10 protein-coding genes are annotated in these 18,871 nt (G+C 55.6%); 4 read left to right on the forward strand and 6 right to left on the reverse strand.

Annotated elements, in window-relative coordinates:
* Positions 1-801: 801 nt before the first annotated feature.
* Entirely contained in the window at positions 802-1,791 is a 990-nt protein-coding gene (locus tag ABD931_RS04155; protein ID WP_345264243.1) for an aldo/keto reductase, read from the reverse strand.
* Positions 1,792-2,323: 532 nt separating this feature from the next.
* On the opposite strand from ABD931_RS04155, the gene ABD931_RS04160 reads away from it, so the two are divergent.
* Positions 2,324-4,906 carry a YfhO family protein gene (locus tag ABD931_RS04160; protein ID WP_345264245.1) on the forward strand — a complete coding sequence of 861 codons (2,583 nt, stop codon included), beginning with the start codon at positions 2,324-2,326 and terminating at the stop codon, positions 4,904-4,906.
* Between the two features lie 71 nt (positions 4,907-4,977).
* Positions 4,978-6,102 carry a T9SS type B sorting domain-containing protein gene (locus ABD931_RS04165; RefSeq protein ID WP_345264247.1) on the forward strand — a complete coding sequence of 375 codons (1,125 nt, stop codon included), beginning with the start codon at positions 4,978-4,980 and terminating at the stop codon, positions 6,100-6,102.
* Between the two features lie 4 nt (positions 6,103-6,106).
* Here the strand turns inward: ABD931_RS04165 and ABD931_RS04170 are convergent, their stop codons facing one another.
* Positions 6,107-8,029, reverse strand: coding sequence for a tetratricopeptide repeat protein (locus ABD931_RS04170; RefSeq protein WP_345264249.1), 1,923 nt, complete (start codon positions 8,027-8,029; stop codon positions 6,107-6,109).
* 256 nt (positions 8,030-8,285) lie between these two features.
* On the opposite strand from ABD931_RS04170, the gene ABD931_RS04175 reads away from it, so the two are divergent.
* A complete protein-coding gene (locus tag ABD931_RS04175) occupies positions 8,286-9,179 on the forward strand; it encodes an ROK family protein (protein ID WP_345264251.1) in 894 nt (297 codons plus the stop codon).
* Between the two features lies 1 nt (position 9,180).
* Entirely contained in the window at positions 9,181-10,005 is an 825-nt protein-coding gene (locus tag ABD931_RS04180; protein WP_345264253.1) for a sugar isomerase domain-containing protein, read from the forward strand.
* 125 nt (positions 10,006-10,130) lie between these two features.
* Here the strand turns inward: ABD931_RS04180 and ABD931_RS04185 are convergent, their stop codons facing one another.
* The 4 genes from ABD931_RS04185 to ABD931_RS04200 all read right to left on the reverse strand — a co-directional run bounded on the left by ABD931_RS04185 (position 10,131) and on the right by ABD931_RS04200 (position 18,785).
* A complete protein-coding gene (locus ABD931_RS04185) occupies positions 10,131-10,253 on the reverse strand; it encodes a 30S ribosomal protein THX (protein ID WP_345264255.1) in 123 nt (40 codons plus the stop codon).
* 71 nt (positions 10,254-10,324) lie between these two features.
* Positions 10,325-12,541, reverse strand: a complete 2,217-nt coding sequence (locus ABD931_RS04190) for a S9 family peptidase (RefSeq protein ID WP_345264256.1) — start codon at positions 12,539-12,541, stop codon at positions 10,325-10,327.
* 157 nt (positions 12,542-12,698) lie between these two features.
* Positions 12,699-15,998 (reverse strand): S41 family peptidase, encoded by a 3,300-nt coding sequence (locus tag ABD931_RS04195; protein WP_345264257.1) that lies wholly within the window; start codon positions 15,996-15,998, stop codon positions 12,699-12,701.
* 213 nt (positions 15,999-16,211) lie between these two features.
* A complete protein-coding gene (locus tag ABD931_RS04200) occupies positions 16,212-18,785 on the reverse strand; it encodes a TonB-dependent receptor (RefSeq protein ID WP_345264258.1) in 2,574 nt (857 codons plus the stop codon).
* Positions 18,786-18,871 lie beyond the last annotated feature (86 nt).

Here is an 18,871-nt window from a genome sequence, read left to right on the forward strand (position 1 = left end):
ATAAAACAGCATACGTGTTGCGCCACTGAGTAGGGAGGAGTGAGCCTAAAAAGAAGAATAAAAGGTGGGTATCGATCCTGTTGGCTGCTTCATCTCCCCTGGTCAGGAATCTGGAAGCGTTGGAAACACCGGGTTCAAGTTAAGTCTACAGAACGTTTTAGAGAATCGCTGATCTTAAATCGTATACCGTTTAAAACCGTTTTTTGAATGGCTAGCTAAGGATTTACTAGTTTGTAGCGCAGTTTTTGGTGAAAAAGTGATTTCCCGGATCGATACCCTGTTTGGTTTGGAGCATGCAATTACTTACTTTTTATTTAACCGAAAAGTTAACAGATAGGAGAATACAAAGTTTAACTGTTCGACTAGCTGTTGTGCAGCGGATCAAGCTAAGGTCTAATTAATAGGCTGAACCTCAGGCAATTTTTACGTAAAAACCAGCGTGGATCCGATAGTTTTTACGTATTTTTCCTTATGAATTACGTAGTTTTACGTAGTAACATTAGGCTTACATATCAGGGTTTATACGTGCGAGAAAAGCACTTGTATGGCTACAATCTTATCTGGTAATCAGCGTAACCTTATCAAGACTGTTGTACTGATTATCGCTATCAGCGCGCCCACTGGCTTTTTTACCCCGATTGGGATTGTGCCTTCTATCGCGTGCCCCATTTCAATGTTGGGGTTACCTTTTGTTCTAAAGCGCTGGGTTTCTCCCCTGGTTGCTGAAGAACTAGCCGCTTAGTAAGCCAGTCAAACCTTCTGGTAGTAATCGGAAAGGCTCAACTGGCAGTTAGAACCCAGTTAATACCGGCCCCGAATCTGTTCCTTTATGTCGGCGTCGTAGAGTTCGCGCAATGCCCTATGCGTTTCCGGTGGGAGGGAGGGCAACCCAGCCGCTTCACCATTACTGGTAACCTGACTGACTTTGGTCGCGCCCGGAATTACCGTGGTGACGGCGGGGTGGTCGAGTATCCAGCGGATTGCCCATTGCGCCAGCCGGTCGTCGGGCAGATGCCGGGCAATCTTGTGGGTGAGGTCGATGCCGGTCTGAAAGTCGATGCCGGAGAAGGTCTCCCCGACGTTGAAGGCCTCGCCGTTGGCGTTGTAGTGCCGGTGGTCGGATTGGGCAAACTGGGTCTGGGGCGAAAATTTGCCGGTTAATAAGCCGCTGGCCAGCGGAACACGAACAATAAGCGCTACGCCTTTTTCCTCCGCAAGCCGGAACACATCGTCGGCAATATGCTGCCGGAACAAATTGAAAATAATTTGTAATGATGCCAGTCCTTCCTGTTTCAGACACAAGAGCGCTTCGTCGGCGGTTTCGACGCTGACGCCCCAGTAGCGGATAAGTTTCTCGTCCTGTAACCGCCGGAGGTGGTCAAAGACTGCGCCTTTCTGTAGCTCGTCGGTAGGGATGCAGTGCAACTGTTCCAGAAACAACTGGTCGGTTTTTAAACGTTGCAGGGAGGCTTCTACCTGCCGGCACATGGCATCGTAGGTGAAATTCTGCGGCCAGCCGAAGCCGTTATCCGACCGGCGGCCCAGTTTGGTGGCAACATACACCTCAGCCGGATGTGCGTCCAGAAACCGTCCGATGGTTTGTTCGCTGATACCGGAGCCGTACACATCGGCCGTATCAATAAAATTCCCGCCCTGATCGAGGTATGCCTGCAAAATGGCAAAAGCGGATTCTTCGCTGATAGTGCCCCAGTCGGTGCCGCCCAGTTGCCAGGTGCCCAGGCCAATTTCAGAAATAGCTACAGATTGAAAACGTCGTTTGGGTAAAGTCATAGAGGGAATCATGGCTAATAGTCTACCCGTAAAAGGCCGGCAACCGTTGTTTTACTGCATTCGCCGGCCATTTTAGTAGCGACATACTCTGGGCAGAATATCAAATGTAGGCTAATAAACGGTAACCGGATTAAGAAGGATTATCGGTCTGGAGTCCAAAGCGGAGAAAAGATACCTGAATACTCCAGCACCCTCAGTTTACCGGCAGGCCGGCGGGCGCTGAGGCTGAGCGGATCAGGAGTAAATTAATCGCCCTGAATTTATTTACCTGGGTGGGTAAACCCTGCCAAGTTTTGGGGGGTGAAGATACGAAAGTTACCGGTCTCTGCCCGAACATTCCATTGGCTATTGACCAACCGGTAAAACGGCGCGGTCAACGCGCAAAAAAGCGGCTTTAATCGGAATAAACGCCTTCGTCCCTTACCGGATTTCCGGCGGCTTTGTCCTGTTTCCCCAACGGATTTGTCCTATCTTTGTGGGTATATCCGTCTGTTGCAGGGCACCACCAGCCTTCGGCAGCGCCTGACTTTCTATGAAACAAACAACCCTTCTTCAGCGTCTCGGCCCGCACCTGCTGTTTGTGCTGGCTTTATTTATCTTGGCTTCCATCTATTTTTTACCGGCCTGGCAGGGCAAAGTCATCAATATGCCGGATACGCAGCAGAGCTGGGCGTCTGCCCGCGAAATTCGCGAGGTGAAAGAGCAGACCGGCCAGGCCCCGCTCTGGACCAACGCGCTTTTCAGCGGCATGCCCGCCTACATGGTTAGTTTTCCAAATCCGACGGCCTTTGTGGGCATGGCGATCTGGGGGTTCAAAGCCTTGTTTCCCGCGCCGGTTATGCTGCTGTTTGCCCAGATGCTGGGTATGTATATCCTGCTGGTGGTTTTGGGAGCCGGTGGCTGGCTGGGGGTGCTGGGTGCGGTTACCTTTGCCTTCGGGACCTATAACATGGTGAGCATTGAGGCCGGCCATGTATCCAAAGTGTACGCACTCGCCTACGGACCGGGTATACTGGCCGGGGTCATTCAGGCCTTACGGGGCCGGTATGTGGGTGGCATGGTGCTGACCGCTTTGTTTTTGTGCCTGGAGTTTGGGTCCAACCACCTCCAGATTACCTACTACCTGTTTCTGATCCTGGGTATTTACGTGGTTTTCCGGGCGGTTGAACTGCTGCGCGAAGGTAAGCTGCGGCAATTGGCGCTGGGCCTGGCGGCTCTGCTGGTGGCCGGGGCCATTGGTGCCGGTAGCTGGAGCACCCGCCTGCTGACCGTAAACCAGTACTCCAAAGAAACGATTCGCGGACGCTCGGAACTGACGGCGACCACCACCAGCCAGGGGCAGGATAAAGATGCCGGCAAACCTGCCTCCGACGGACTGACGGAGGACTACGCCTTCGCCTATAGCTACGGCAAACTGGAAACGTTTACCTTGTTGGTTCCGGGATTTCTCGGCGGTGGTTCGGGTGGAGGGCTTTCAACCAGCTCCGACCTGTACCAGGCTATGACCAGTAAGGGCGTTGACCCCTCGGCTGCCAGACAGTTTGTGGAGCAGGGCGCTCCCGTTTACTGGGGAGACCAGCCGATTGTGGGCGGACCGGCGTATGCCGGGGCTATTATGCTGTTTTTGTTTGTGCTGGGAATGCTTATCAGCCAGAACCGCCTGAAATGGTTTGTCCTGGGAGTAACGATTCTGCTGATTATGATTGCCTGGGGCAAAAACTTTATGCTCCTCAACGGTTTTCTGTTCGACTATTTTCCGTATTTCAATAAGTTTCGGGCCATGACCATGACCCTGGCCATTGTCCAGCTCTTCATCGGCATCGGGGCGGTGCTGGGGCTGCAGGAAATTGCCCGTCGGAACCTGACGTTTGCCGAGTTGAAGCAGCCTTTCCTGATTAGCCTGGCCGCTACCGGCGGTTTGGCGCTGCTGTTTGCCTTATTAGGCGGTACGCTGTTTGATTTTAGGGCTCCCAATGATGCCCAGTTGTTTACGCAGATTTTTGGGGATGCCGGCGTGGGCAATGAAATGCTGCGGGCGCTGGTCAGCGACCGGCAGAGTTTGCTCCGGGGAGATTCGTTCCGTTCCTTTATCTTTATTATGCTGGCGGCCGGTTTACTGTGGCTGTACCTCAACAAACGGTTGAAGCCCGCTTTGTTTTACCCGCTGCTGGTAGGTCTGGTTATTATCGACCTGATTATGGTGGATAAGCGCTGGGTAAACAACAGCGACTTTGTATCCAAATCGGTGGTGCAGAATCAGTATGAGCCAAGTCTGGCGGACCAGCAGATTCTGCAGGATACGTCGAGCAGCTACCGGGTGCTCGACAACACCACCAATTTCATGAGCAGCAATAATGCGTCCTTTTTCCACAAATCCATCGGCGGTTATAACCCCGCCCGCCTGCGCCGGTACGACGAACTGATGACGTATGGCTTTCCGAAAAATCCGGCAGGCGTTCTGAATATGCTCAACGCCCGGTACATCATCCGGCCGGATCAGAACGGTCCCGCTGTTCAGCATAATGCCGAAGCCCTGGGGAATGCCTGGTTTGTGAAAGTTGTGCGGCTGGTGGATAATGCCGATCAGGAAATGGCGGCTGTGCAGACGCTGAACCCCAAAGATACGGTGGTGGTAGACCGGCGCTTTGCCGATCAGGTAAAGGGGCTGAACTTTCCGCTGGAAACGGCGGGTAATACCATCCGTCTGACGGCCTATCATCCGGAGCGGCTAACCTATACCAGTCAGGCCAGTACCGATCAGGTAGCTGTGTTTTCGGAAGTATACTACCGGGGTGATTCAGACTGGAACGCGTATATCGACGGGCAGAAAGTGCCGCATTTCCGCGCCAATTATGTCTTGCGGGCCATGCGGGTGCCGGCGGGTAAGCACCAGATCGAGTTCAAATTTGAGCCGCCCATCATCGCTGTTGGTAATACCATTGATCTGGTTGCCAACAGCCTGCTGCTTGGGTTGATGCTGTTGGGACTCGTCTGGGCCTGGCGCTCAAAGGGCAACCCAGAGGAGGATAACCTGTCTGGCCCGGAAACGCAGGCTGCTGCCGGCAGCACGCCGGCACCGGCGAAACCGAAAACACGGGGGGCGGCTAAATCGTAATCGGTAAACAGGGGTTAACCCGCTACAGTACGTTGCTCAGAACAGAGGTTATCGCTGGAATTGTTGGGCTGATGGCTCTTATCCTCAGCAGCGCACCGGCATGTTCTCAGTGTGCCACCTCCGGTTCGTTTACGGGCTCTCTGCGCATCCGGAACGCTATTGGCTGTGTACCGCTTACGGTACGAACGTCGAGTGATCTGGTGGGTGTACGGAATGTCCGGTATGTGTACGAGTACGACGGCCGCAACGAATCCCGAACCAGCCTTGATACCACCTACACCTACAAGCGGCCGGGCCTGTATCAGATTCTTCAGCTCTCGGAGAAAGATGGTTTGCCGCTGCGGGCCTGCGGCACGGTGATGGTGTACGATACGGTTCCCCCGGTGTTTACCCTGGCAACCTGCCGCAACGAGGTCCGGCTGACAATCCCGAACGCGGGGACCTACCCCTACGATTTTTTTCTGGTGACCTGGGGCGATGGTACGGTCGATACGCTGAGGGTTACGGAACCGTCGAGGGGCCACACCTACCCGGATAATGCGACCCGGCGGATTGTGGTGCAGGGATCGTTCCGCTACGCCAGTTGCGGGGGCCGAACGGGGCAAACCTTTACCCCAGCCTCGGCTGCTGCCATGCCGTTCATCCGGGAGGTGGTACGCACGGGTCCGCAAACGCTGCAACTGACTTTAAGCAACCCCGCCAACACGCGGGTGCGGGTTCAGCAGCGGGGAGCCGATGGGCGCTATACGGAACCTGGTCCCGTGGCAGACGGTTCGGCCGTACGGGTTCGGGTAGCCAACGACAGCACCGCAATCAGCTGTTTCCGGCTGGTGCTGGCCGATTCCTGCGTAACGGCCAATCCATCGGCCGAGGTATGCTACGAACCGCCGGTCACACCCACTCCGTCCGTGTCGGCATCCAGCCAATGGTTTTTGCCGGATGCGTTTACGCCCAACGGCGATGGCATAAATGATACCTTCGGCCTGGTAGGAACGGTGCCGGCGGGTGCGTTCCGGCTTACCGTTTTTGACCGGTGGGGCCGGGTTTTGTTTGACACCAGCGACTCGGCCCGGTTCTGGGATGGCACCCAGGCGGGCCAGGCGGTTTCCGGTGGAATGTACGGGTATCGGCTTGAGGTAACGGCAAATGGTCAGTCCCGCCACCAGCGGACCGGCAGGGTGCTACTGATGCGCTGAGGGCTCAGTTCAGCCGTTCCAGCGCACTCAGGTTTTGCCGGGCCTCGCTGTACGCCGGGTTTAGCGTAAGCGCCTGCCGGATGTCGGCGAGCGCTCCCGCCCGGTCGCCGAGGTTGAACCGGCAGACACCCCGGTTGTGCCAGGCGACGGCGTTGCCGGGCTGCCTGGTCAGCACCCGGTCGTAATCGGCCAAGGCGGCCGTGTACTGCCTCGCCTGCAGGTAGGCAAAGGCCCGTTGGGGTAACACCAGTGTGTCTTTGTACGGCATGAGTTCCAGGGCTTTTGTGAAATCCGGCACCGCTGTTTCGGGGTTCAGCTTCAGTTTGGTAAGTCCCCGGTTGTAATAGGTGTCGCCCTGGGTGCTGTCCAGCCGCAGAGCCTGGTTGTACATATCGATTGCTTTCCGGGGCTCTCCTTTGAGTCCGTATACATTTCCCAAACCTTCGAACACGCGGTAGCGGTTGGTGCCGTCTGCCAGCGCAGCCGTAAAATGCAGTTCGGCCTTGTCGAGCTGGTTTTCTTTGCCGTAGTACGTTGCCAGCCGTTCGTGAATCTGGTCATCATTGGGGTAGTACCGGAGGGCATTGAGCCATAGCGTCTCCGTCGTGCGCCAGACCTGTACCTGCTGCGTAGTGCCGTAAAAACAGATCAGCGCAAACAGGCTGACGCCCACTCGCCAGGCCATGCGGTTGGTCTGGTTGGACCGGCTGCTGCGTTCAAAACCCGAAACAATCGGATACAGCAGGCCAACGTAGGCAAGATAGCTGTAGCGGTCGGCCATCAGCGCCGTACCAACGGTCATAAACTGCAGCACCAGCAGAATCGTCACCAGGAAAAACGCCAAACCGAATGCCACCACCCGGCGGTTGTGCCGGAACGCCCAGCCCATCACCCCCAGATAGCTCAGAAACGCAAGGGGGCCAAGCCAGTAGTGGGTGGGTATCTGCGTCACATCGGGCGGGTAGGGGTACAGCGCTGACAAACCGAAGGGAATCAGCAGCCTGACCAGATACATCAGAAACCCAAAAGAGCCGTATACCAGCCACCGAAAGGCAAAGGGCTCATGCCCCAGGGCTTCTTTTGGGCGACCGGCGACCGTAAGCAGCCCGTAGAAATCTCCTCCGCCCTGAATAGTCACAGCCATCCAGCCGACACAGAGAGCTACGAGCAGAAACGGCACTTTCTCCATCAGGTGTTTACGGCTCAGGGGGGGGCGGCCCTGAACATAGTCGATCAGGACCAGCACCACCGGCAGCACCACCGCCATCGCTTTCGACAGACAGGCCAGCACAAACAGGCCAAAGGTGGTGACCAGCCAGGCCGTTTTATGCGTACTCTGATACCGCAGATAGCTCAGGCAGGCCAGCAGAAAAAAAAAGGTGTACAGCACATCTTTCCGCTCCGAAACCCAGATCACCGACTCCACATGCATCGGGTGCAGTCCCCACAGCAGGGCGGTAAAAAAGCCAACCCACGGATTTTTCCGGCTGAGCCGGTATGCCAGCGCAAAGACCAGCAGCGTATTCAGCACATGGAGCAGCACATTGGTGACAATAAACGGCGTGGGACGAGCACCCGAAAGGGCTGCGTTGGCCGCCAGACTCATCATGGTTACCGGATGGTAATTCAGGGCAACGGGCATCTGCCAAAGGGCTTTCAGGCTGGCGGCTGTTGGGTGCAGCACAGACGCGTTTTCTGCCACATACTCCATATCATCCCAGTCGACAAAGCTATTGCCGAAGCCAAACGAAAAGGCAAACAAAACGCCAAGGGCCGCCAGGCCTATCAGCCCGTACCACATGGCCGGCTGTGGCTTTTTTGCCGGGAGTGCGGCCGAAACCGGCTTTGACGTCGACGGGGAAGAGATGGACAGAATGGGAACACTGGCTTTTCGGGGGGTAGGTTTGGCAGGCTTTGGTTTGGCCATATAACGGGTTTGGTTAAGGGCTGTGCTGAACAAAGCTACCCGATCTGCCTCATATTGTCAAATTGAAACAACCTGCCCCCGGTAATCTGAAAATCCGATCAGATATAGCCCTGGATGCTATAAATTATACGTTTAAGCAACTGCCGGTCAGACGCTGAAATGATGCCACTGGTAAAAATCCAGGTAGGCGTACGCGTCAATCGGGTCGAATCGCATATCTTCGGGCAACGGACACCAAAGACAAATTTTATTCACGTTGGAGCTGGCCATTGGCATTGATTTAGGCGGTACACGCATCAAAGGCGTGTTGCTCAACCGGGCAACAGGCGACATACTTCAGCAGCAATTGGTACCCACGAACGACAGCGGGCGGGGAGACTGGAAAACAGTGGTTGCCGCTATGGCAGCATACCTGAGCAACCTGGCTCCAGAGCCCGTTGGGGGTGTTGGGCTGGCGGCACCGGGGCTGCCCTCACCCGATAACCAGACTATTGCCTGTATGCCCGGCCGTTTACAGGGCCTGGAAGGTTTCGACTGGTCGGCCTGGCTTGGTCAGCCGGTTCGGGTCCTCAACGATGCTCATGCGGCATTGATGGCGGAGGTTCGCTACGGGGCGGCTAAATCGGTGCGTCACGCCCTCATGCTCACGCTGGGTACGGGCGTTGGGGGAGGACTGCTGATTGATGGTCGCCTGTATCAGGGTTTTTACCAGATGGCGGGCCATATTGGCCATATCACCGTGGATGCCGATAGCGAATGGCTCGACGTCACTCAGACGCCGGGAAGCCTGGAAGACGCTATTGGCAATGCCACCGTGAGCCGGCGCTCATACGGCCGGTATACTACTACGAGCGAACTGGTAGCCGGTTATCTGCAGAACGAGCCGCTGGCATCGCTGGTCTGGCTGACTTCCGTGCGCCGGCTGGCGGTTGCCCTGGCGTCGATGGCCAATCTGTTTTCGCCGGAAGTTATCATTCTCGGTGGTGGTATTATCCAGGCGGGGGAGAGCCTGTTTGGACCGCTTCAAACGTTTCTCGATCTGTTTGAATGGCGACCCGCCGGCAAGAAAACAGCCATTGTTCAGGCGCACTTTCAGGACTGGGCCGGGGCTATTGGAGCTGCCGCCGGTCTGACCGATAATCCTAACTAACATGGACGTAATACACGATTACCTGCAGCGCACGCAGGCAATGCTGACCACCGTTGAGCAACAGGCACCGGCCATACGGCAGGCGGCCCTGTGGTTTAGCCAGACCATTCTGGCGGGCCGGATGGTGCATCTGTTCGGCAGTGGCCACAGCCGGATTATGGTTGAAGAGATGTGGCCGCGCTACGGCTCGTTTCCCGGCTTCAACCCAATTGTTGAGTTGTCGCTTTCGTTTCACAACCTGGTGGTGGGGGCCAACGGGCAGCGGCAGGCAATGTTCCTGGAAAATGTGCCCGGCCTTGCCGACCGCATTCTGCGCAACTACGATCTGTCGGAACAGGATTCGGCCCTGGTTATCTCATCGAGCGGCTGCAATGTGGTTCCCATCGAAATGGCCGAGATCTTCCGCAAACACGGCGTCCGGGTGGTGGCCCTCATTACCAGACACCATGCGGAGCAAAGCGTCAGCAAACGGCAGGATGGTCGGAAACTGAGCGACTTTGCGGATCTGGTCCTCGACACGGGCGCTCCCGTCGGCGATGCCATGGTGACCGTACCGGGGCTGGATACGCCCGTTGCGCCCGGCTCTACGGTAGGTGGCGCGGTGGTGGTGAACTGCCTTAAAGCCGAAGTGGCCCGGCTGCTGACCCAGGCCGGACAGCCGCCCAGGGTGCTGTCGGCGGCCAATGTGGTTGGGGCTGAGCGCGCGGTAAGCCTGTTTGAGAGTGCATATGATGAGCACGCTCACCGCCTGGCTAAACTGTACCAGCAGGTGGGCATTCCTTCGGTCGTGAGCGAACCGCCGGCCCGTGTGCCGCAGCAGTCGTAACCATCGGGCAACAGAAAACCTTCCGGTGTATAGCGGTGCCGGAGGCCGGAACACACGATAGCCGGAAGGTTTTTGGGATGCGTTTTCCGCCCTGGCGGAGCCCAAGCTGAAACGGTCAGGTGCCGTTAGCTTTTGTTCTGGCCGGCGGCTTTTTCTGCCTGTGCTTTCTCGGATGCCGGTCGACGGGTGTTGCCGAAGCTGCCGCGCCAGATTTTGCCACGCTTTGATTTACGATCGCCTTTTCCCATAATAAAAGTCTGGTTTTGGAATAAGAAAGGGCGCAAAATAGCGAATAGCCCCCAACCTGTCAACCCGCTGGTTAATTCACCGCTCCGCTTTTCAGGTTCTTGTCCAGAAAATCGGTGTACTGCTGGTAAAGCAGCAGATAGCTGACGCTATTATACGCCACGCCATGGGCACCCGGCGGGTAAATGCGCAGCTCGTGGTCTTTGCCGTTGTCGATGAGGTTTTTCACGAGCTGCATCGTATTGCGCAGGTGAACGTTTTCATCCATGGCCGAGTGAGCGATAAACATTTTCCCTTTCAGGTTTTTGGCGTAGGTGGTAACGGCGCTCTGGCGGTACTTTTCGTCGTTCTCAGGCAGCAGGCCCATATAGCGCTCGGTATAGATGCTGTCGTACAGCCGCCAGTCGGTTACGGGTGCGCCCACAATGGAAACGCGGAATACATCCGGATAAGTCAGCATGGTGTAGCTGCTCATGTAACCGCCGTAGCTGTGCCCCCGGATACCTACCCGGGCACCATCGACCCACGGCTGGGTAGCCAGGTATTTGGCGGTTTCGGCAAAGTCTTTGCTTTCGTACTGCCCCAGCTTTTCGTAGACGATCTTTTCAAAAGTACGGCCGTAGCCGCTACTGCCCCGGTTGTTTACACTCACGATAACATACCCCTGCTGCGCCAGGTACTGATGCCAGGCCGACGAGGAAAAATCGTTGTAGACCGACTGCGCCCCCGGTCCGCCGTAAATATCGATCAGCACCGGATACTTCCGGGTAGTCGTAAAATCCACCGGACGGATCATGGAAATGTCAATTTTCTGACCATCCGAGGTGGTAAAACTTGTCAGTTCCTTGGGCGCATAGGCGAGGGTATTCATCAGTTCCCGGGCCCGGCTGTTGTCTTCCAGCGTGCGGATTTTCTGGCCCTTTGTATCCCACAGTTCTACCTGCGTGGGCGTCGATACGTTGGAGTAGCGATCGATATAGTACTGGCCGTTCGGCGAAAAATCAATGGTATGCCGGCCGGCTGCCTGCGTGAGTCTGCGCTTATTTTTACCGTCGAAGTCAATGACGTACAACTGTCGCTCCAGGGGCGATTGCTCCGTGGAGGAAAAGTACACCTTCTTGTTTTTAGCGTCGACGTTATGCACGTAAGTTACCTCCCAGTTGCCCTTGGTGACCTGGTTCAGCAGTTTGCCGGAATAGTCGTAGCGGTAGATATGGGCAAAGCCGTCGCGCTCCGATACCCAGAAGAAATCCTGCGAACCGGTCGGGAAATAGAAGTAATGCATGATGCCGGCGAAGAAATCATAGATATCGATCCAGGCGTCTGATTTCTCTTCCATCACCAGGCGGGTGTCGCCGGTGCGGGCGTTGGTAAAGAAAAGTTTCAGGGCGTTCTGCTTACGGTTGAGGTGAACCACCGCCAGTTGCCCTTCCTGCGAAGTCCAGTAGATACGCGGAATATAGCCGCCGGCCAGATCGACCTTCATCCACTGCTTCTGACCCGTGTTTACATCCAGCACGCCGATCCGGACAATTGGGTTGGTGTCGCCCACACGGGGGTAGGGGACCGAATCGTAATTTTCGTCGAAGCCGGAGAAATCGGTTAGACGATAGATAGGCACCTGCCGCTCGTCTGACTGCCAGAAGGCAATGTATTTGCTGTCGGGCGACCATTCCCAGGCCTGGGCCAGGCCGAATTCTTCTTCGTAGACCCAGCCGAATCGGCCGTTGTAATAGAACCGGGCGGCATCATTGGTAAGTTGGGTTTCTTTCTGGGTCGCAAAATCGTACACAAACAGATTGCCGCCCCGCTCGTAGCCGACTTTCCGGCCGTCGGGGGAGAGTTCGGCGGTTTGGGCGTCTTTGGCTACCAGCTTCAGGCTTTTGTCGGCCAGTGAATACACGTAATAGTCGGAAATACCCGACCGGCGCCAGACCGGCCGGAAGTTACTCTGGAAAACCAGGTTTCGGGCGTCTTTCGACCACTGAAACGAAGAATAACTGAACCGCTGCGTACCCGGAAGCGATAGCTTGGTGGCATCAAAAACGATTTCTTCCCGCTGGTCTTTGGGTGAATAGGATTTAATGAGAGTGGGTCCGTCGATAAACGAAAACCGGTTACCATCGTCAATCCAGTTGATGCTTCTTGGCCCCTGCGAACCGGCCAGTTGACTGCCGGTACTGAGCGCCTGCGCCAGATCGGTAAATCGCTGCTTCTGCTGCGCCTGAGTTGCAGGACCAACGAGCAGGAAAAGTATAATGAAGTGTAAATACGAAACGGACTTCTGCATACGGTATAAATACAAGGCTAAATTGTCTTCAAACATAACGAAAAACAGGCTCGGTTAGCTAACAATAAATGCAGACTGGCTGCTTCGCAGGAGCGAGAATAAAAAAATCCCGGTTGCAGACCTGTCGCTGAACCGGGACTTTTTTATAGACATCCGCTTATTTTTGGCCGCCCGAAACGGCAATTGGGCGATTGAGAAGTTCCTGAACGGCCCGCTCCAATTGCTGATCGCGGCCTTTGGCAATCTCTTCGGGATCGTTCCTGACCAGCACATCCGGCTCCAGTTGCGTATTTTCCATGTATTTGCCGTCGTTGGTAACCATGCCCACCTGCGGAATGCCAAACACCAGCGTCGGGTCAATCTGGCTTTCCCACCAGACGGCCGTTCCGGTACCCGGCACCGGCATCCCGATCAGCTTCCCGATCTTGTGGTTTTTGTAGGTGTAGGGGAACATGTGGGCGTCGGAGTAGTTGCTTTCGCTCATCAGCACCGCCGAGGGTTTGATCCATTTGCGCATCGGTTCGTGACCGCCTTTCTGACCCCGGGGAACCATCTCAATGTATTTCTCCCCTTTCAGGAACGTGGACAGATCGTCGTGCAACCAGCCCCCTCCGTTGAAGCGGGTATCAACGATTACGGCATCCTTGCCGGCGCATTTACCCAACACTTCTTCGTATACAGTGCGGTAGCTGGGGTCATTCATGCCTCGTACGTGAACATAACCAACTTTCCCGTCCGATAACCGGTCGACTTCCTTCCGTCGGGTTTCCACCCACCGGCGGTAGCGCAGTTCGTTTTCTTCCCCTTGCGTCACCGGCTTCAGCGACTCTTCCCAGCGGGTATTGCTGGTGGGGTTGTACAGCGACAGCAGGGTGTTTTTGCCGGCCTTGCGGTTGAGCAACTGGTTGTAATCCATGTCTGCCGTGATGGCTACGCCGTCGATCTGCTCGATAATGACGCCTGGTTTTACTTTGGACGTAGCGTTGTCGAGCGGACTCCGGGCAATTACCTCCGTTACTTTCAGCCCGTTGCCGGTGTGCGTCTGGTCGTAAAAGAGACCCAGGGAGGCTGTGGCATCCATATGTTGCTGCGGGTGGGCGTAGCGGCCACCGGTGTGCGAGGCATTCAGCTCGCCCAGCATTTCGCTCAGCAGCTCGGCAAAATCGCGGTTGTTGGTGATGTAGGGCAGAAACTTTTTATACTCGTTGTAGTAAAAGGTCCAGTCTACCCCGTGCAGGTCTTTAACATAAAACTTCTTCTGCACCTGCCGCCAGGCATGGTCGAAAATGTAAGCTTTTTCGGCCAGGTAGTCGAGGTTCATCTCGCCGTTGATGCTGACCGCTTCTCTCTTGCCCGACTCGGCATCGAACCTGGCAATCCCCTTCTCCGACAGCACAAACAGGGATTTGCCGTCTTTGCTCAACTCCATCTGCGTGCCGGCGTCTTTCGCCAGAATTTTAGTCTCGCGGGTCCGGAGATCGGTTACCCACAGGTCAGAGGTTTTCTCGAAACGAGCCAGGTAAAAGAGCTTTTCGCCGTCTTTCGACAGCACGGCATCCGACAACCGGGACGAGTGAATCGTCAGCCGGGCTTTCCGGTCTTCGATGCCGTCCAGTTCTATCGTCAGCGGGCTTACGTCGCTGTCTTTTTTATCCGTTGTCGCAACCGGTCTGCTTTTGTCCTTTTTTGCATCTTTGGCCGGTTCGCTTTTCTTTTCTTTGTCGGCGTCGTCCTTTTCCTTTTTCTCTTTTTCTTCTTTCTCCTGCAGCAGGGCAAAATCTTCTTTGCTCAGCTTAAAGCGGTCGAAAGCTTCTTTGGTGAAAAACATGGCATAGATGTCGCCTTCGCCACCCCAGCTCGCGTGGTTTTTCATGCCGTCGCGGTCGGTATTCATCAGTAGGGCTTTGCCCCCCATTACCCACTTCGCTTCGCCTTCGTTATAACCGCTTTGGGTGAGGTTCACGACCGCCCCTTTGCCGTCAGCCGCCACCAGACCTACTTCGCTGGTGAAGATCTGGTACGGCGCAAAATTGACCAGAAACCACTTGCCGTCCGGTGACCATTGGTAATACTGATCTCCGTCGGAATACGAGTAGTTTTTGTCGGCGGGCAGAATGGTGCGCGTTGCCTTTGTCGCCAGATTAATTACTTTCAGCACCACGCGTTCCTCCAGGTAAGCTACTTCTTTCCCATCGGGCGAGAAATGGGGCTGGAATTCTTCTGCCTCGGTAGCGATAACCGGCTCTTCCTTCAGCACCGTAGCAGCATAGAAATAAGGCTCTTCTTTGCGGATAATGCTGGTTTTATACACATCCCAGTTGTTTTTTCGCTCGGCGGCATACACCAGCGTGCGGCCGTCGGGACTAAAGCTGACCGAACGCTCCTGCTCCGGCGTATTGGTGATCCGCTTGGTTACACCGCCTTCTACGGAAGTGACAAACACTTCGCCCCGGACGATAAACGCGATCTCTTTACCGTTGGGCGACAGCGCCATTTCGGAAGCCCCGCTGCTGATCGGTACAATCTTCTGCGACACCATTCGGCCGTCGTTCAGAATCTGCACGTCCACTTTTTTGGGCTGTCCGTTCGGCGTCAGGGTGTATATCTCCCCGTCGAAGCCAAAGCAGAGGGTGCCGTTATCGGCAGCGGTCAGGAACCGTACCGGATGTTTGCTGAAACGGGTTAGCTGGGTGCTTTGCTGCGGTTTGTCCAGCGAAAATTTGTGAACGTTGAACGAGCCGCTTTGTTCACTCAGGTAGTAAACCTCCTGGTTGCTGGCGCTGAATACCGGGTTGCGGTCTTCGCCGGCAAAGGTAGTGAGCTGGGTATGCTTGCCCGTTTGGGTGTCGTACATCCAGACATCACGGGCAATAGAAGAGGTGTGGTGCTTGCGAAAAGCATCCTCGTAGCCTTTGAGGTCGTGGTAGAGCAGTTGCCTGCCGTTGCGACTAAACCGGGCCATCTCGGCGGGGGTGGTCAGTTCCATTTTGGTGCGGCCACCTGTGACCGGTACACTGTACAACTCGCCGAGCAGACCCAGGGGAAACTGCGCATTTTTGGCATCGTCCGTCCGTGTTGAACTAAAAATGATGCGCTGGTTATCGGCCGTAAAATCGGAGGGCAGGTCGTTGGCCGAGTGGAAGGTCAGTCGTTTGGCTTCTCCGCCGGTGGCCGGCATCACAAAGACGTCGAAGTTGCCGTAGCGGTCGGAAGCAAAGGCGATAGACTTACCATCGTGCGACCAGACCGGCATAAAGTCATGGCCTTCGTGGATGGTTAAGGGTACGGCCTGCCCACCGGTAGCCGGTACGCGGTAGAGGTCGCCCTGGTAACTGAATACAATGGTTTGGCCATCCGGAGAAAGGGCAGGATACCGCATCCAGAGCGGTTTCTGCGCATAGCTGGCGGCACACAACGCCCAGGCTACCGCTATACCCAGCAAGGTAGATCTTTTCATGAAAAACTGTACAGTAAATGGTAGAATCAACCGGTGAACAGGGTTTTGACCGGCGTACGATAAAAGTAGCCATTTTCCCGAACATACGCGACAACCCGCAAAAAAGCAGGAACTGGTCCGTGAACCAGCTCCTGTATAACCATCAGATGCGCACCCGCAGATGCGCACCCGCCGAGACCAGAAAACCCATAAACTAATGAACCAATCAACCAACTATCTCGGCCGGCCACCCGCCGGAGCGCCCTGTTGCTGCTGCGCACCGCCCGCGTTGCTGTCTTCACCCTGCTTCACATCGTCGTTGTTGACCGATTTCCGCCGGCGGAACACGGGCTGGTCGAAGCCCATCTTACCAATCCGGTAGCTGAAGTTTACGCGTACTCCCCGGTTGTAGAGCTGCGTCAGGCTATTTTGCGTGAAAGCCGGGGTGCTAAGTTCATTGCGGATTCTGAAGGCATTCATCAGGAAGTTTTCGGCCGCTAAGCCTACACTGCCCTTTTTGTTCTTGAAGTCTTTCTTGACCCCCAGGCTATAGAAGGTAAAACCACCCTGTGTACCCTGTAACTGTACCTGCGGCCCCCGCATGAACCCAAAGCCCTGAATGCCCCAACCCTGTTTCAATTGCAGACTGGTAAACAGCCGGGCGCTGGCTATAAGGCCCGAGTTGCTGGCCCGCAGCGACGGATTATTGCCGTTGTTGGTCAGGTAGGCGTAGTAGATTTCGGTGCCACCGCCAATCTGCCATTTCGAGAAGAGCGTGGCGTTACCAAACAGGTTTACCCCGTAGGCTTCCTGCCGCCCAATGTTCTGGTAAGTGGTTGTGATTACGCCATCTTCACTGGTGGTCCGGACGCTCTCAATCGAGTTGTTGGTCCGGCGACCGTAGCCGGTCAGGTTCAGGTACACCGATTTGATGTTGGTACTGTAGCTGGCTTCAACATTGTCGGTCAGCTCCGGTTCCAGGTACGGGTTACCGATGGTGACGTTCTGCGGGTTAGCGGCATTCAGGTTAGGGTTCAGGAACTGGATACCCGGTCGCTGGAGCCGGCGGTTATAGGCTGCCCGGAGCGTTTTGCCGCCCTTCAGCGATTTGGAGATGTTGATACTTGGCACAAAATTGCCGTAGTTCGGAATATCGATTGGCTGCTCCGCCCGGAAATCAGCGTTGATCATGGTATACTCGTACCGGCCGCCAACTTTGAAGGTGTACTTGTTCTTGGTCGAAAACGTGTACGACAGGTAGGTGGCCGCTACGTTCTGGTCGTAGTACAAGGCGTTGTTGGGGCGGTTCGGGTTGATCCGGAAAGCTCCGTCTGCTCCGGTGGCGATCAGGTACTGGTAGTCGCTCTGTACCTGCCGGAAAATACCTTTACCACCAAACTCAAGCTGCTGATTTTTGCCCAGCGGAGACTGGTAATCGGCTTGAATTGTAGTCTCCTGGTTGAAGCTGCTGTTATCGTTCCGCTCACGGCCGATGATGCTTTGCGAGTTATCGAGCAGTTGGGCAATGAAGTCATTGGTACGGTTGTTCCGGCTGTACTGGGTCAGAAAACTGAACTCCTGCTGGGGCTTGGCAAGCTTGCGGGTGTAGTCGACGTTCACGTCTATTGTGCCCGACAGGTCTTTAGTGTCTACGTCGCGGTACGAGGTACGGGTTGGGGTAACGCCAATCGTTGAGTTGGTGGTCAGAAACTGCGTGTTCAACCCGTTGCGGGCACCATAGCGGACACTCGCCGTAATGGTGTTGCTTTTGTCGATATCGTAATCCCAGCCCAGATTGTAGGTGCCGAATATGAACTGGTTCAGCGTCTGGGCCGACTGCCGGGTTATGGCTGTAACCACGCCGTTCTGGATGCTGGTCTGGGTATTGTCGAACGTGCCTTTGATGTTGTAATTGGCCCGGCCGAAGCCGCTGAGTGAAAAGCCCATTTTGCCAGTCCGCAGGTTGCCGCTCAGGCCCAGGTTGGAGCCCCGGTTGCCCACGCCGGCGTCGACGTTCAGGGTAGCGCCCTGCAACGTGTTCTTCTTGGTGATGATGTTGATGATCCCGGCCGATCCTTCAGCATCGTACTTAGCCGAGGGGGAGGTAATGACCTCTACCGATTTAATCATATCTGCCGGTATCTGCTTCAGCGCGTCGGCTACGCTGCTGGCGACAATGGTCGAAGGCTTGTTATTAATAAGTACCCGCACGTTCTGGCTGCCGCGCAGGGTGATATTACCGTCGAGGTCGACCGATAGCATGGGTACCCGGCGCATCACATCGGTGGCATCGCCCCCGCGGGTGGTTACGTCTTTCTCGGCATTGTACACCAGCCGGTCTACCTTCTCCTCAATCATGGCGGCCTGCCCGGTTACGGTTACCTCCTGTAAGGTCCGGACTTCCTGCGCCAGAATAATGTTGCCCAGGTTGACGGCGTCGTTGCGCCGGTCGATTTTGATGTTGGGAATGATCTGGTTGCGGTATCCGATAAACGAAATCAGCAGGCGGTACTCGCCATCGGCAACCTTCGTCAGCGAAAAACGGCCTTTATCGTCGCAAACGGTGCCGTCTACGGGCTTATTGGTAGCCGGATTTATGAGCGCCACGCTGGCGTATTCGACGGGATTGCGGGTGGTGGAGTCGATAATAACCCCGGTGATTTTACCGGTGCCCCTGGGCTGGTCGGCGTTGGCCGTACCCGGAATGGCGACCGCCGGTCGTTGTTGTCCTCCTCCGCTGGGGAAAGGCATGACCTGGGCCGTGGCAGCCATAGCGCTTACGAGCAGCAGAAGTAAAAGATTCATCATAGAGAAAGAAGTGTATAGTTCAGAAAAGCGTACTAAAGGTACTGACCTGGTCCGTGGGAATATAAACCAACGTGATAAACTGGAGG

The sequence above is a fragment of the Nibrella viscosa genome, assembly GCF_039541875.1.
GTDB lineage: Bacteria > Bacteroidota > Bacteroidia > Cytophagales > Spirosomataceae > Nibrella > Nibrella viscosa.